This is a genomic window from Antribacter soli (assembly GCF_021568775.1).
In the GTDB taxonomy this organism is placed as follows: Bacteria; Actinomycetota; Actinomycetes; order Actinomycetales; family Cellulomonadaceae; genus Antribacter; species Antribacter soli.
The window spans coordinates 1-13,351 of sequence record NZ_JAKGSG010000063.1 but is presented as its reverse complement, the minus strand read 5'-3'; the positions used below and the strand labels follow the sequence as shown (position 1 = coordinate 13,351).

At 71.4% G+C, this 13,351-nt stretch carries 12 protein-coding genes; 9 read left to right on the top strand and 3 right to left on the bottom strand.

The window, feature by feature from the left end:
• Positions 1 to 13: 13 nt before the first annotated feature.
• Complete coding sequence (gene dusB / locus L1785_RS21370; RefSeq protein WP_268915553.1) at positions 14 to 1,282, bottom strand: tRNA dihydrouridine synthase DusB; 1,269 nt, start codon at positions 1,280 to 1,282, stop codon at positions 14 to 16.
• Between the two features lie 150 nt (positions 1,283 to 1,432).
• Here dusB and L1785_RS21365 point away from each other — a divergent pair, with 150 nt between their 5' ends.
• The 5 genes from L1785_RS21365 to L1785_RS21345 all read left to right on the top strand — a co-directional run bounded on the left by L1785_RS21365 (position 1,433) and on the right by L1785_RS21345 (position 5,602).
• Positions 1,433 to 2,275 (top strand): ABC transporter substrate-binding protein, encoded by an 843-nt coding sequence (locus L1785_RS21365; RefSeq protein ID WP_236091275.1) that lies wholly within the window; start codon positions 1,433 to 1,435, stop codon positions 2,273 to 2,275.
• Positions 2,272 to 3,171, top strand: coding sequence for an amino acid ABC transporter permease (locus L1785_RS21360; RefSeq protein WP_372461898.1), 900 nt, complete (start codon positions 2,272 to 2,274; stop codon positions 3,169 to 3,171). The genes L1785_RS21365 and L1785_RS21360 overlap by 4 nt, the downstream gene beginning before the upstream one ends.
• A complete protein-coding gene (locus L1785_RS21355) occupies positions 3,168 to 3,914 on the top strand; it encodes an amino acid ABC transporter ATP-binding protein (protein WP_236091274.1) in 747 nt (248 codons plus the stop codon). Before L1785_RS21360 ends, L1785_RS21355 begins: the two co-directional genes overlap by 4 nt.
• A 126-nt stretch (positions 3,915 to 4,040) precedes the next feature.
• Positions 4,041 to 5,144 carry a DUF6973 domain-containing protein gene (locus L1785_RS21350; protein ID WP_236091273.1) on the top strand — a complete coding sequence of 368 codons (1,104 nt, stop codon included), beginning with the start codon at positions 4,041 to 4,043 and terminating at the stop codon, positions 5,142 to 5,144.
• 5 nt (positions 5,145 to 5,149) lie between these two features.
• Complete coding sequence (locus L1785_RS21345) at positions 5,150 to 5,602, top strand: hypothetical protein (RefSeq protein WP_236091272.1); 453 nt, start codon at positions 5,150 to 5,152, stop codon at positions 5,600 to 5,602.
• Positions 5,603 to 5,657: 55 nt separating this feature from the next.
• On the opposite strand, the gene L1785_RS21340 is transcribed toward L1785_RS21345, so the two are convergent.
• Both L1785_RS21340 and L1785_RS21335 read right to left on the bottom strand, forming a co-directional pair.
• A complete protein-coding gene (locus tag L1785_RS21340; protein ID WP_236091271.1) occupies positions 5,658 to 7,418 on the bottom strand; it encodes a glycoside hydrolase family 13 protein in 1,761 nt (586 codons plus the stop codon).
• Positions 7,419 to 7,640: 222 nt separating this feature from the next.
• Positions 7,641 to 8,663: a LacI family DNA-binding transcriptional regulator gene (locus L1785_RS21335; protein WP_236091270.1), complete on the bottom strand. Its 1,023-nt coding sequence runs from the start codon at positions 8,661 to 8,663 to the stop codon at positions 7,641 to 7,643.
• A 221-nt stretch (positions 8,664 to 8,884) separates the two neighbouring features.
• Between L1785_RS21335 and L1785_RS21330 the strand changes: the two genes are divergently transcribed.
• The 4 genes from L1785_RS21330 (at position 8,885) to L1785_RS21315 (ending at position 13,212) form a co-directional block, all read left to right on the top strand.
• Positions 8,885 to 10,102: a sugar ABC transporter substrate-binding protein gene (locus L1785_RS21330; RefSeq protein ID WP_236091269.1), complete on the top strand. Its 1,218-nt coding sequence runs from the start codon at positions 8,885 to 8,887 to the stop codon at positions 10,100 to 10,102.
• A 122-nt stretch (positions 10,103 to 10,224) separates the two neighbouring features.
• Complete coding sequence (locus L1785_RS21325) at positions 10,225 to 11,796, top strand: ABC transporter permease subunit (protein ID WP_236091268.1); 1,572 nt, start codon at positions 10,225 to 10,227, stop codon at positions 11,794 to 11,796.
• The gene (locus L1785_RS21320; protein WP_236091267.1) at positions 11,796 to 12,704 is read left to right on the top strand and encodes a sugar ABC transporter permease; all 909 of its coding nucleotides are present in this window, start codon (positions 11,796 to 11,798) and stop codon (positions 12,702 to 12,704) included. The genes L1785_RS21325 and L1785_RS21320 overlap by 1 nt, the downstream gene beginning before the upstream one ends.
• A gap of 91 nt (positions 12,705 to 12,795) precedes the next feature.
• The gene (locus tag L1785_RS21315) at positions 12,796 to 13,212 is read left to right on the top strand and encodes a carboxymuconolactone decarboxylase family protein (protein ID WP_236091266.1); all 417 of its coding nucleotides are present in this window, start codon (positions 12,796 to 12,798) and stop codon (positions 13,210 to 13,212) included.
• Positions 13,213 to 13,351 lie beyond the last annotated feature (139 nt).

Genomic DNA, 13,351 nt, shown 5'->3' with positions numbered 1-13,351 from the left:
CTGCACCTCTGGCTCACCCTCCGCTGACGCTCAGCTCCGCCTCGCGCAGCCGCGCCTCGAACTGCGAGTCGAGGTCGCGCGATTCGAGCCAGCCGTACGGCAGGTGCGGCGCCTTCGGGGAGCCGGCACGGCCACGCTGCCCCTCGGCGTCGGCGCCGGGGTACGGATGGGTGAGGTCGAGGCCGTCGAGCAGGGTGCGCAGCTCGGCGAGGCTGGAGACCAGCGCGAGCGCTCGCCGCGCGTCGCCGCCCACGGCGTACCCCTTGAGGTACCACGCCACGTGCTTGCGCAGGTCGCGGACGCCCTTGTGCTCGTCGCCGTCGAAGTACCCGACCATCAGCTCGGCGTGCCGGTACATCGTCTCGGCGACGTGCCGCAGCCCGGGCCGCACGCGCTCGTCCGAGCCGTTGAACGCGGCTGCGAGGTCGGCGAACAGCCAGGGCCGCCCCTGGCAGCCCCGCCCGACGACGACGCCGTCGGCGCCCGTCTCCCGGACCATCCGCAGCGCGTCCTCGGCGGACCAGATGTCGCCGTTGCCGAGCACGGGGACGGTGCGCACGGCCTCCTTGAGGCGCGCGATCGCGGTCCAGTCGGCCTGCCCGGAGTAGTAGTCGGCGGCGGTGCGGGCGTGCAGCGCCACCGACGCGACGCCCAGCGACTCGGCGATGCGCCCGGCCTCCAGGTAGGTCAGGTGGTCGTCGTCGATGCCCTTGCGCATCTTGACGGTCACCGGGACGCCGTACGGCGCCGCCGCCCGCACGGCCTCACGGACGATGTCGGTGAAGAGCTGCTTCTTCCACGGGAGCGCCGCGCCGCCGCCCTTGCGGGTCACCTTGGGCACGGGACAGCCGAAGTTCAGGTCGACGTGGTCGGCCCGGTCCTCGCCCGCGATGATCTTCACGGCGGCCCCGACGGTCGCCGGGTCCACGCCGTACACCTGGGCGGACCGGGGCGTCTCGTCGGGCCCGAACGTCACGATCCGCAGGGACTCGACGTTGCGCTCCACGAGCGCGCGCGAGGTCACCATCTCGGCGACGTACAGGCCGGGGTCGAAACCGCCGGACGCGCCGGCCTCCCGGCACAGGGTCCGGAAGGCGCGGTTGGTCACGCCGGCCATGGGCGCGAGCACCACGGGCGTCCGCACCGTCAGGGGACCGATCTGCAGCGGCGGGAGGATCGCGCTGCCCGACACCGGACGCTCGCCCGGGTGCACCGCGTCACCCGCGCCGGCGAGGCCGGACGGGGTGCTGACGGAGTCGAGGGTGGAGGTCACGTCTCCCATTGTCCCCGATGGCCGGACCGGGCCGGCATCGGGCCCCGTTCCAGCAGGTCCGAGGCGACGCCGGGGCCGGTCACGGCCGCTTCGTCCACGTCCTGGGACGCGTCGGAGAGGCGCGCCCGGAGGGGGCGGAGCGTACGTCACACTGTGCGCATGCAGCGTCGAATCCTCATCCCTGCCCGCGCAGTCCTTGCCGCCTCCGCCGTGCTCGCCCTCGCCGCCTGCTCCGCCGGCACCGAGGTAGCGGGGGCCGACGGCGGCTCGGACGGCTACGTCACCGAGGGCAAGCTGACCATCGCCACCGGCGAGCCCGCCTACTCGCCGTGGGTCGAGAACGACGACCCGGCGTCGGGCGAGGGCTTCGAGGCCGCCGTCGCGTACGCGGTCGCCGACGAGCTGGGCTTCGCGCCCGAGGACGTCGAGTGGGTCCGCACGACGTTCGAGCAGGCCATCGCGCCGGGCCCGAAGGACTTCGACCTCAACCTCCAGCAGTTCTCCGTCACGGACGAGCGCAAGCAGGCAGTCGACTTCTCGTCGCCGTACTACGTCACCACCCAGGTGGTCATCACCGTCGAGGGTTCGCCCGCCGCGAGCGCCACCACGCTCGCCGACCTCAAGCCGCTGCTCGTGGGGGCCGCGACGGGCACGACGAGCTTCGAGGCGGCCGAGGCTTCGATCGCCCCGGACGCGGGCGTGCAGGTGTTCAGCACCAACGACGACGCGAAGCTCGCACTGCAGACCGGCACGATCGACGCGATCGTCGTGGACCTGCCGACGGGCTTCTACCTGACGGCGGCCGAGCTGGACGGCGGCACGATCGTCGGCCAGCTCCCGGACTCCTCGGACGGCGGCGACGAGTTCGGCATCGTGCTGCCCAAGGACTCCGCGCTGACCCCGGACGTGACGGCGGCGGTGGACAGCCTCCGCGAGGACGGCACCCTGGACACGCTCGCCGAGCAGTGGCTCGGTGGCGACACCGCGCCCGTCCTGGAGTGACACCCGAGGTGCGGCTGGGCGGCCAGGGCGACCGGTCCGACGTCGGGCGGGCGCCGCACGAGCCGAGCGAGCTGGAGCTTGGGCGCCGCGCCTGGCGGCGCAAGCAGACGACCCGGTCGGTGCTGGTCAGCCTCGCCAGCACCGTCGTGTTCGCGACCTTGCTGGTGCTCGCCCTGCGGGCGAGCCCCGGCTGGGCGCGGGTGCAGGACTCGTTCCTCGACCCGGCCACCGCCCGGGAGTCCCTGCCGAGGGTGCTCGACGGCCTGTGGCTGAACCTCAGGGTGCTGCTCGCGGCGAGCGCCGGGGTGCTGGTCGTCGCGCTCGTCGTGGCGACGCTGCGCACCCTGCGCGGGCCCGTCTTCTTCCCGCTGCGCGCCCTCGCGGCCGGGTACACGGACCTCTTCCGCGGTACGCCGCTGATCATCGTCCTGTACGTGATCGGCTTCGGCGTGCCGGGCCTGCAGCTGTTCGGCCGGATGGACGCCGCGTTCTGGGGCACCATCGCGCTCGTCCTGACGTACTCGGCGTACGTCGCGGAGGTGTTCCGCGCGGGGATCGACGCGGTGCACCCCTCGCAGCGGCTCGCGGCGCGGTCGCTCGGCCTGACCCACGGGCAGACGATGCGCCGCGTCGTGCTGCCGCAGGCGGTCCGGAAGGTGACGCCCGCCCTGATGAACGACTTCGTCGCCATGCAGAAGGACGTGGGCCTGATCTCGGTGCTCGGCGCCGTCGACGCGGTCCGCGCGGCGCAGATCGAGGTGGCGCAGCACTACGACTTCACGCCGTACGTCGTGGCAGGCCTGCTGTTCGTGGCGCTCGCCCTGCCGGTGATCCGGCTGACCGACTGGTACGCCGCGCGTCTGCGGGCTCGCGAGCAGATGGGGAGCCTCGTATGAGTGGAGCGCCGCCCGTCCTGGAGCTGCGCGACGTGCGCTGCGCGTTCGGGGACCACGAGGTGCTGAGGGGCATCTCTCTGTCGGTGCACCGGCACGAGGTCGTGGCGCTGATCGGGGCGTCCGGTTCGGGGAAGTCGACGCTGCTGCGTACCGCGAACCTGCTCGAGCACATCGGCGACGGGCAGGTCCTGCTCGCGGGCGAGGACATCAGCGACCCCCGCGTGGACGCCGACGCCGTACGGGCCCGCATCGGGACCGTGTTCCAGGCGTACAACCTGTTCCCGCACCTGTCGGTCCTCGACAACGTCACGCTCGCCGCCCGGTTGGTGCACAACGTGCCGCGTGCGCGGGCCGAGGCGCGGGCCCTGGACCTGCTGGCGTCGATCGGGCTGGGTGCCAAGGCGAAGGCGTTCCCGGACACGCTGTCGGGCGGCCAGCAGCAGCGCGTGGCGATCGTCCGCGCGATCGCGACCGAGCCGGAGCTGCTGCTCCTCGACGAGATCACGTCCGCGCTCGACCCGGAGCTCGTCGGCGAGGTGCTGGACCTGGTCCGGCGCCTCAAGGACGACGGGGCGACGATCCTCATGGCGACGCACGAGATGGCGTTCGCCCGCGAGGTGGCCGACCGGGTCGTGTTCCTCGACCAGGGCCGCGTCTGCGAGACGGGACCCGCCCGGGAGGTGCTCGGCACGCCGCGGGAGCCCCGCACCCGGGAGTTCCTGTCGCGCGTCCTCGCCCCCTGACCTGCGCGAAGACGCGACACGCGGGGAGTACTCCCCATCGCGCGCTGGGGTGCCGCGCTGCTAGGTTCGGCGGCGGGCTCGCGGGCTTCCCGTCCGCGCGAACTCTGACAAGGAGGCGAACCTGCTATGAGCGGCACGATGTGGGGCCAGGACCCTGAGCAGGTGCGCGCCCTCGCAGAGCTCCTGCGGCGCAACGCCGACGACCTCGAGGCAGCGCGGCTGACGGCTGACGAGATCGTGCTGACCGTGCCATGGTTCGGTCCCGGGGCCGCGGAGTTCATCTCGCAGTGGGAGTGGGACCTGGGACCGTCGCTCACGAGTGCCGCCGAGGCACTGCGGTCCGCCGGCGACACGGCCCTTCGCAACGCGGACCTCCAGGTCCAGACGTCCGAGAGCGAGACGGGTTCCTCGGGCGCCTTCGCGACCGCCTCGGGGAGCGACGGCGGCGGCTCAGGATCCGGCGACGGCGGCGACAACCCGGCGGGTGCGAACTTCGCCCTGATGTCCGACTCCGGCAGCGGCTCCAGCTCCGGACAAGGTGAGGAGCCCCCGACCGGGCCGATCCCGCTCGAGGACCGCAAGCCGACGGGCGAGATTCTCCAGGAATACCAGGTGGCGCCTGACGAGATGTACGTGGACGAGAACGGCAACGAGGGGTGGAAGCCGTCCGGCTGGACCGTCGACCTTGCCGACTGGTGGAACGACGACGTCAACCTGGACGAGGTGGATCCGGTGAAGATCACCAAGAAGGAAGCGGAGATGCTCGACGACCTCAGCGTCTTCGAGCTGAACACCTTCAACGACATCCGGGACACGGCATTCAGCGAAGGAGACGCCCGCTTCGACTCGCCGGACCAGAACGACGACCACAACGACGCCTTCCGGCACGCGTACTGGAACGCCTTGATGGCGCGCGAGTACGGCCAGGACTGGGCGCACGACTACGGGACGGCGCACGAACAGCTCCCGTACAACACGGCTCCCGCGCGGGAGGCCATGGATCTGTACAACAACGAGGTCGGCCGTCGGATCCAGGAGGAAAACCCTGGTGCTGACGAGGCCGAGCTGGCCGGGCTCATCGAACAGGCCGTGAAGAACGGCGAGATGGTCGTGGTGGGGCCGGACGGCACGTCCCTGGTCTACTCGGACCAGATCACCACGGAAGAGACCGGCGAGGCTGCGGATGCCGACCCGATCCCGGGGGTGAACCCGGAGTGGAAAGACAGCTGAGACCGATGCGCACACGTGACAGGCGGAGGATCACGCCGACGGCGGTCCTCGCGGCGCTGCTGCTTGCGGGATGCGGTACGACCGGAGAGAGCGGGCAGGACATGCCGACACTGCAGTTCGACCAGGCGATTGACACGGCGATCGACGGCGTGGCCGAGACCGGTGCGCCGGTGCTCGTCCGCGACGTCACGAGCATCGAGTGGGACGAGGTAGCGCTCTTCACCGAGGGTGCGACGGCGGAGGAGATCAAGACGGTCGTCGGCGACGCCGGCTTGCACGGCGAGCGGTACCTGTCGTCGACGAACCTTCTCGTGTTCCGGGCCGACGGTGAGGTCGTGGCGCTGATCGGGACGTCCCCGGACGTGTTCACCGGGGAGTACGGCGTACTGCTCGGCCGGGAGGCGGCCTTCACCTCGGATGGGGCGTGGGAGGGCTACGTCCGGCTGTCCGAGGGCTGACGTGCCGAGGGAGAACCTGTTCTCGGCAGGTTCTCCCTCGGCACCGAGCGAGACGTCAGGCGCGCAGCCACACCGTCGTGTCGGACGGCAGCATCAGGACGCCGTCGGCCCCGAGGAGCTCGCCGGAGGCGACCAGCACCTCGGACCCGGCGGGCAGCGCGGGCAGCGCGAGCGGCGCGGCGCCGAGGTTGGCGACCACGACGACGTCGGCCACCTGGAAGGCGATCACGTCCGGGGAGCTCGCGAAGGCGTCCACCCAGGAGAGCGCGCCGTGGCCCAGGTCCTCGACGCGACGCGCGGCCAGTGCCTCCCGGTACATCTCGAACGTGGAGCCGGCCACGCCGTACTGCTGGTCAGCGGCGAGGACCCCGTACGCCTCGGGCTGGGGGAGCCAGGTGTCGCCGGTGGGCCCGAAGCCGTACCCGGGCGCGTCCGCGGTCCAGGGGAGCGGGACGCGGCAGCCGTCGCGGCCGGCCTCGGCGCCCCCGGTGCGGAAGAACGCCGGGTCCTGGCGCACCCCGGCGGGCAGGGCGGTGTGGTCGGGCAGGCCGAGCTCCTCGCCCTGGTAGACGTACGCGGAGCCGGGCAGGCCGAGCATGAGCAGCGTGGCGGCGCGGGCGCGGCGCAGGCCGAGCACGTGGTCGGGCTGCGGGTCCGTGGCGGCGATGCCGTTGAGCGGGCCGGCCGCGACCTCCGACAGGCCGAGACGCGAAGCGTGCCGCACGACGTCGTGGTTGGACAGCACCCACGTGGTGGGCGCGCCGACGTCGTCCATGGCGGCGAGCGACGCGTTGACGACCGTGCGCATCGCGGGGGCGGACCACGGGGTGGTGAGGAACGAGAAGTTGAACGCCTGCTGCATCTCGTCCGGGCGCACGTAGTTGGCCAGGCGCGACAGCGGCTCGACCCAGGCCTCGGCGACGAGCGCACGGTCGCCGTCGTACTCGGCGAGGACGCGGTTCCAGGCGCGGTAGATGTCGTGCACGCCGTCCTGGTCGAACATCGGGCCGTTGTTGCCGGCGCCGGTCGAGCCGTCCTCCGGCGCGGCGGGGTCGGTGCCCTCGACCATGGCGACCCTGCCCGCCCAGTCGGGCAGGCCAGGCGCCTTGACCATGCCGTGCGCCACGTCGACGCGGAAGCCGTCGACGCCGCGGTCGAGCCAGAACCGCAGCACGTTCTCGAACTCGGTGCGGACCTCGGGGTTGTCCCAGTTCAGGTCGGGCTGAGAGGAGTCGAACATGTGCAGGTACCACTGCGGGCCGGCGGGGCCGTCGTCCTCGCGGGGTGCGAGGCGCGTCCAGGCGGGGCCGCCGAAGATCGACTGCCAGTTGTTCGGCGGCACCTTCCCGCCGGTGCCCTTGCCGTCACGGAACATGTAGCGGTCGCGCGCGGCGGAGCCGGGGGCGGCGGCCAGCGCCTCCTGGAACCAGACGTGCTGGTCGGAGGTGTGGTTCGGCACGAGGTCGACGATGACGCGCAGGCCGCGCTCGTGGGCGGCCTCGAGCATGACCTCGAAGTCCTCGAGGGTGCCGAACAGCGGGTCGATCTGGCGGTAGTCGGCCACGTCGTAGCCGGCGTCCTTCTGCGGCGACAGGTAGAACGGGCTGAGCCACACGGCGTCGACGCCGAGGCTGCGCAGGTGGTCCAGGTGCGCCGTGACGCCCGGCAGGTCGCCGATGCCGTCTCCGTTCCCGTCGGCGAACGACCGCGGGTACACCTGGTAGATGACGGCACTGCGCCACCACTCGCGACCCCCTGCGGGGGAGTGGACAGGGGCGCCCACAGCGAGCTGGGCGACGGTGGGTGCGGCAGACATCGGGTAAATCGTCCTTACATGTCGGGGGAAATCCGGGATCTGTTGCAATAGTTGCAGCAAGCGTACGGCAGGTACTGGGTATTCAGAACGGTTCGAGCCGGACCTTTTCGTCCGGTTCGCGCTGCCCGACGCCGGTCGGGCGCGGCAAGCGACATGCCTGTCTCGGGCACGGCCCAGGTCCCGCTCGGACCGAGCCGGTCCCGCACCCGCACCGGGTCCGGGTCAGGACTGCGGCGCGGCGCCCGTCGAACCCCGGACGACCAGCTCCGGGGCGAACAGCAGCTCGGAGCGCGGTGCGTGCTCGCCGTGGATCTCTGCGAGCAACGCGCTGACAGCGGCCCGCGCCATGGCCGCGACGGGCTGGCGCACGGTCGTCAGCGGCGGGTCGGTGAAGGCGACGAGCGGCGAGTCGTCGTACCCGACGACCGACAGGTCGTCCGGAACGCGCAGGCCACGCGACCGAGCGGCGCGGATGGCGCCGAGCGCCATGAGGTCCGAGCCGCAGACGATCGCGGTGTGGCCGGTGCCGAGCAGCTCGCCGGCGGCCGCCTGACCGCCCTCCAGTGTATAGAGCGTCACGACGGCGTGCGTGCGCGCCTCGGCCTCGTCGGCGGCGAGGCCGTACCGCACGAGCTCCTCCGCGAACGCCGCGAGCTTGCGCCGCGCGGGGACGAACCGGTCGGGGCCGATGGCCATGCCGATCCGCCGGTGTCCCAGCGACACGAGGTGGCGCACGGACAGCTCGACGCTCGCCGCGTCGTCGGGCGAGACGAACGGTGCGTCGATGCCCGAGGCGTACCCGTTGACCAGCACTATCGGCAGCCCGCGGCCGCGCAGGCGCTGATAGCGCTCCGTGCTGGCCCGGCTGTCGGCGTGCTTGCCGGACACGAACACGATGCCGTCGACGGCGTGGTCGATGAGGGTCTCGACGTACTCGTCCTCCGTGGTGCCGCCGGGGGACTGGGTGCACAGCAGCGGCGTATAGCCGTGCTCGGCGAGCTGGGACTCGATCGCCTGCGCGAACGCCGGGAAGACCGGGTTGGACAGCTCGGGGACCACGAGCCCGACGAGGCCGGCCGACCGCGACCGGAGCGCCGACGGGCGCTCGTAGCCGAGCACGTCGAGCGCGGCGAGCACGGCCTGCCGCGTCTCGCCGGCGACGCCCGGCTTGCCGTTGAGCACCCTCGAGACCGTCGCGGTCGACACGCCGGCCTGGGTTGCGAGGTCGGACAGTCGGGTGCGCACGCCCGGCAGCCTAGATGACACGGGACCTCCTCGTCCTGCGGGTCTTGCCCCGCGACCGCTCGGCCGGCCCAAACCCCTCCCTGGACCCCCGCCGCTGCAACTGATGCTGAAACTTTATCGCAACGACTTGCAAGCGCGCTGCAACGAGCCTTACGGTCAAGCCACGGGCCCGCGGGCGAGACCGCCCCGGGCCGAACCACGATCACTTGGGAGTGACACCGATGCGACGGAGCATCCTTCTGGCCGCCGCGATGGCGAGCACGCTCGCCCTTGCCGCATGCGCGGGCGGCACCGACGAACCGGCGGACGGCGACGCCTCGCCCGCCCCCGCCGGCGAGACCCTGACGATCTGGGTCGACGAGACCCGCCAGGCGGCCGTCGAGACAGCCGCCGCGACGTTCGAGGAAGAGAACGATGTCGACGTCGAGCTCGTCCTGAAGAACTTCGAGGACATCCGCCCCGACTTCCTTGCCCAGGTCCCGACAGGCGAGGGCCCCGACATCACCGTCGGCGCGCACGACTGGCTCGGCGAGCTCCTCTCCGCCGGCGTGGTGGCCCCGATCGAGCTCGGCGACCTCGCCGACTCCTTCGAGCCCGTCTCCGTCGCGGCCTTCACGCAGGACGGACAGGTCTACGGCCTGCCCTACGCGGTGGAGAACATCGCGCTCATCCGCAACACCGCGCTCGCCGCCGAGGCCCCCGCCACGTGGGCCGACGCCATCGCCGCCGGCCAGGCCGCGGGCACCAAGTACCCGGTCCTCATCCAGACCGGCACCGAGGGTGACCCGTACACCTTCTACCCGCTGCAGACCTCGTTCGGCGCCCCGGTGTTCAAGCAGAACGCTGACGGCTCCTACACCCCCGAGCTCGCGCTCGGCGGCGACAGCGGCACCGCGTTCGCGACCTGGCTCGCGGAGCAGGGCAAGGCCGGTGTCCTGAGCACCGACATCACCTACGACATCGCGGTCGAGGCGTTCAAGAACGGCGAGTCGCCGTTCATCGTGGGCGGCCCGTGGATGCTCGAGCAGTTCGCCGACCTCGACCTGGCGATCGACCCGATCCCGGCTGCCGGTTCGCAGCCCGCCCAGCCGTTCGTGGGCGTCCAGGGCTTCTACGTCAGCGCGCAGAGCGAGAACGCGCTGCTCGCCAACGACTTCCTCGTCAACTACATGGCCACCCCCGAGGCGCAGCTCGCGCTGTACGAGGCGGGCAACCGCCCGCCGGCCCTGATCGAGGCCGCCGACACCGCGTCGGAGGACCCGGTCACCGCAGGCTTCCGTGAGGTCGGCGCCGAGGCCGTGCCGATGCCCTCCATCCCCGAGATGGGCTCCGTGTGGGCCTTCTGGGGCGTGACCGAGGCCAACATCATCTCGGGCGCGGCCGAGCCGGCCGCCGCCTGGGAAAAGATGGTCTCGGACATCCAGGGCGCGATCGGCTGACGCTCCTTCTGCGCGACCTGTCACCGAGGTGGTCGCTCCGTCCCCGTCATATGCAGGCGAGGACGGGGCGACCGCCTCGGCGACGCGATGTCAACGCGAAGGTGCGTAACTACGGAGGTTTGATGTCTCTTCCCCAGGCGACCCGGACGTCGTCGGCCACCGGATGGGGGCCCGGGTTCCTCGCGAAGCTCGTGCTCATCGCGCTCGTCGACGCCTTCGGCGTCTTCGCGGCGCTGGCCGCATGGAACGAGGGCTCCTACGGGATCCTCGCGGCCACCCTCGCGCTGCTCGCCGTGGCGAACTGGGTGTACTTCTCGAAGCAGGCCCTGCCGCTGAAGTACATCCTGCCCGGCCTCGTGTTCCTGCTGGTCTACCAGATCTACGTCGTGGCCTACACGGGCTACGTCGCCTTCACGAACTACGGCGACGGGCACAACTCGACCAAGGAGGACGCCATCGAGGCGCTCCTGGTGCAGAACGAGCGTCGCGTCGAGGGCTCGCCGTCGTCGCCGCTCACGGTCGTGGCCGACGGCGACGCGCTCGGCTTCGCGATCGTCGACGAGGACGGCGACGTTCTCGCCGGCACCGCGGACAGGCCGCTGGAGCAGGTGGACGGCGCCACGGTCGAGTCCGGGCGCGCCACCGGGGTCCCCGGCTTCGACGTGCTCGACCGTGTCCAGGTGCTCGAGCGCCAGCAGGAGGTCACGGCCCTGCGGGTCCCCGTGTCCGACGACCCGGAGGACGGGTCCGTGCGCACGCAGGACGCCCGCACCGGTTACGTCTTCCTGTCCAGCCTCGAGTACGACGAGGCCGCCGACACGTTGACGGACACGACGACCGGCACGGTGTACCGGCCGGACGGCGAGGGGCGCTTCGCGGCCGACGACGGCACCACCCTCGCGGTCGGCTGGCGCGTCAACGTCGGCGCCGACAACTTCGTCACGGCGTTCGCCGACGACCGGTACGCCGGCCCGTTCCTGCGGATCCTCCTGTGGACGTTCGTCTTCGCGATCGTGTCGGTGGCCAGCACGTTCCTGCTGGGCCTGTTCCTCGCCATCACGTTCAACGACGCGCGCGTACGCGGCCGCAAGATCTACCGCACCCTGCTGATCCTCCCGTACGCGATCCCCGGCTTCCTCGCCGCCCTGCTCTGGTCCGGGCTGCTCAACAGGTCGTTCGGGTTCGTGAACCAGGTGCTGCTCGGCGGCGCGGCGATCCCGTGGCTGACCGACCCGTGGCTGTCGAAGCTGTCCGTGCTGGGCGTGAACCTGTGGCTCGGCTTCCCGTACATGTTCCTCATCTGCACGGGCGCCCTGCAGTCGCTGTCGTCGGACGTGCTGGAGGCCGCCAAGATCGACGGCGCCGGCCGCTGGCGCACCTGGCGCTCCATCACGCTGCCGCTTCTGCTCATCTCGACGGCACCGCTGCTCATCTCCAGCTTCGCCTTCAACTTCAACAACTTCACGCTCATCTACATGCTCACCGGGGGCGGCCCGCGGTTCGCCGACGCCTCCGTGCCGCTCGGCCACACCGACATCCTCATCTCGATGGTGTACTCGATCAGTGGCATCGACGGCTCCGCGCCCAAGAACTACGGCCTGGCCAGCGCTCTGTCGATCGTGATCTTCGTCGTCGTGGCGACCATCTCGGCCGTGGCGTTCCGCCGCACCCGCTCGCTCGAGGAGATCAGCTGATGGTCACTCAGACCCAGACCGCCCGCGGGGTGTCCGTGCCCCCGCGGACCGCCCCCCGCCTGTCCGGGCGGCGGTGGGTCACCGAGGTGGGCTGGCGGCACCTGGTCGGCGTGATCACGGTGATCTACGCCGCCTTCCCGCTGGTGTACGTGCTGTCGGCGGCTCTGTCGCCCGGTGGCACGCTCACGGGGTCCAACCGGCTGTTCTCGTCGGTGAGCCTGGCCAACTTCGCCGAGCTGACCGACACGTTCTTCTGGCAGTGGATGCTCAACACGCTGCAGGTCGCGATCGCCACGGCGGTCGGGACCGTCCTGATGGGCGCGGCGGCCGCCTACGCGTTCTCGCGGTTCCGCTTCCGGGGGCGGCGGGCCGGGCTGACGGCCCTGCTCATCATCCAGATGTTCCCGCAGATGCTCGCGTTCGTCGCGATCTTCCTGCTGCTCATCGGGCTGGGCAACGTGGTCCCGGAGCTGGGGCTCAACTCCAAGATCGGGCTCATCTGCGTGTACCTGGGCGGGGCGCTCGGCGTGAACACGTTCCTCATGTACGGGTTCTTCAACACCGTGCCGAAGGAGCTCGACGAGGCGGCCAAGATCGACGGCGCCTCGCACTCGCAGATCTACTGGACCATCATCCTGCGGCTCGTCTCGCCGATCCTCGCCGTCGTCGGCCTGCTGTCCTTCATCAGCACGTTCGGCGAGTTCATCATCGCGCGCGTGCTGCTCCAGTCGGAGAGCAACTGGACGCTGGCCGTCGGGCTCTACGGCTGGGTCTCCTCGCTCCTCGAGGCCAACTGGGGTCTGTTCGCGGCGGGCGCCGTCCTGTCGGCGATCCCCGTGCTGGCGCTGTTCCTCTTCCTCCAGAAGTACATCGTGGGCGGCCTCACGGCCGGGTCCGTCAAGGGCTGACCCGCCCTCCAGGGTCTTGTCGATCTTTGCCCGTTTTGTGCGTAAGGTGACCTGCGCAGGGGGCGGGCGAGACAAGACCCTGGAGGTTGCGGTGGCGGAGAACCTGCGGCACGACGAGGCGTTCCGGAAGGCGTCGGTCGATCGGGGCCTGGAGGTGATCGACCGGATCGGTTCCCCCGGGGTGCGCAACCTCGTGGCAGCGCTCGAGGACGTGGCCCCGGAGCTCGGCTACCAGATCCTCGGCTGGGGCTACGGCGAGCTCTACGAGAGCGAGCACGTCACGCCCCGCGACCGGCAGCTCGTCACCATCGGGATGCTCGGCGCCATGGGCGGCTGCGAGCCCGAGCTGCGCCTGCACATCGACACCGCGCTCAACGTCGGGATCACGCGGGAGCAGATCGCCGAGATCGTCGTCCAGGTCGCCGGCTACGCGGGCATCCCGCGCGCGGTGAACATGGCGATGGTCGCCAAGGAGATCTACGCGGCCCGGGACGCGGCGGCTTCGTGAGCCGCGCCGCGTCGGCGGCTTCGTGAGCCGCGCCGCGTCGGCGGGTTCTGCGCGGCGACCGTCCTGATGCGCGCCGCGTCGGCGGGTTCTGCGCCGACCAGGACGTGGGTTGCGGAAAGAGCCCCGATTCCGCAACCCA

What these genes read in the sequence shown, in the direction of transcription:
- L1785_RS21320 (WP_236091267.1), top strand. Translation starts at nt 11,796, where the DNA reads ATGGTCACTCAGACCCAGACCGCCCGCGGGGTGTCCGTGCCCCCGCGG.
- L1785_RS21325 (WP_236091268.1), top strand. Translation starts at nt 10,225, where the DNA reads ATGTCTCTTCCCCAGGCGACCCGGACGTCGTCGGCCACCGGATGGGGG.
- L1785_RS21350 (WP_236091273.1), top strand. Translation starts at nt 4,041, where the DNA reads ATGAGCGGCACGATGTGGGGCCAGGACCCTGAGCAGGTGCGCGCCCTC.
- L1785_RS21345 (WP_236091272.1), top strand. Translation starts at nt 5,150, where the DNA reads ATGCGCACACGTGACAGGCGGAGGATCACGCCGACGGCGGTCCTCGCG.
- L1785_RS21330 (WP_236091269.1), top strand. Translation starts at nt 8,885, where the DNA reads ATGCGACGGAGCATCCTTCTGGCCGCCGCGATGGCGAGCACGCTCGCC.
- L1785_RS21365 (WP_236091275.1), top strand. Translation starts at nt 1,433, where the DNA reads ATGCAGCGTCGAATCCTCATCCCTGCCCGCGCAGTCCTTGCCGCCTCC.
- L1785_RS21340 (WP_236091271.1), bottom strand. Translation starts at nt 7,418, where the DNA reads ATGTCTGCCGCACCCACCGTCGCCCAGCTCGCTGTGGGCGCCCCTGTC.
- L1785_RS21355 (WP_236091274.1), top strand. Translation starts at nt 3,168, where the DNA reads ATGAGTGGAGCGCCGCCCGTCCTGGAGCTGCGCGACGTGCGCTGCGCG.
- dusB (WP_268915553.1), bottom strand. Translation starts at nt 1,282, where the DNA reads ATGGGAGACGTGACCTCCACCCTCGACTCCGTCAGCACCCCGTCCGGC.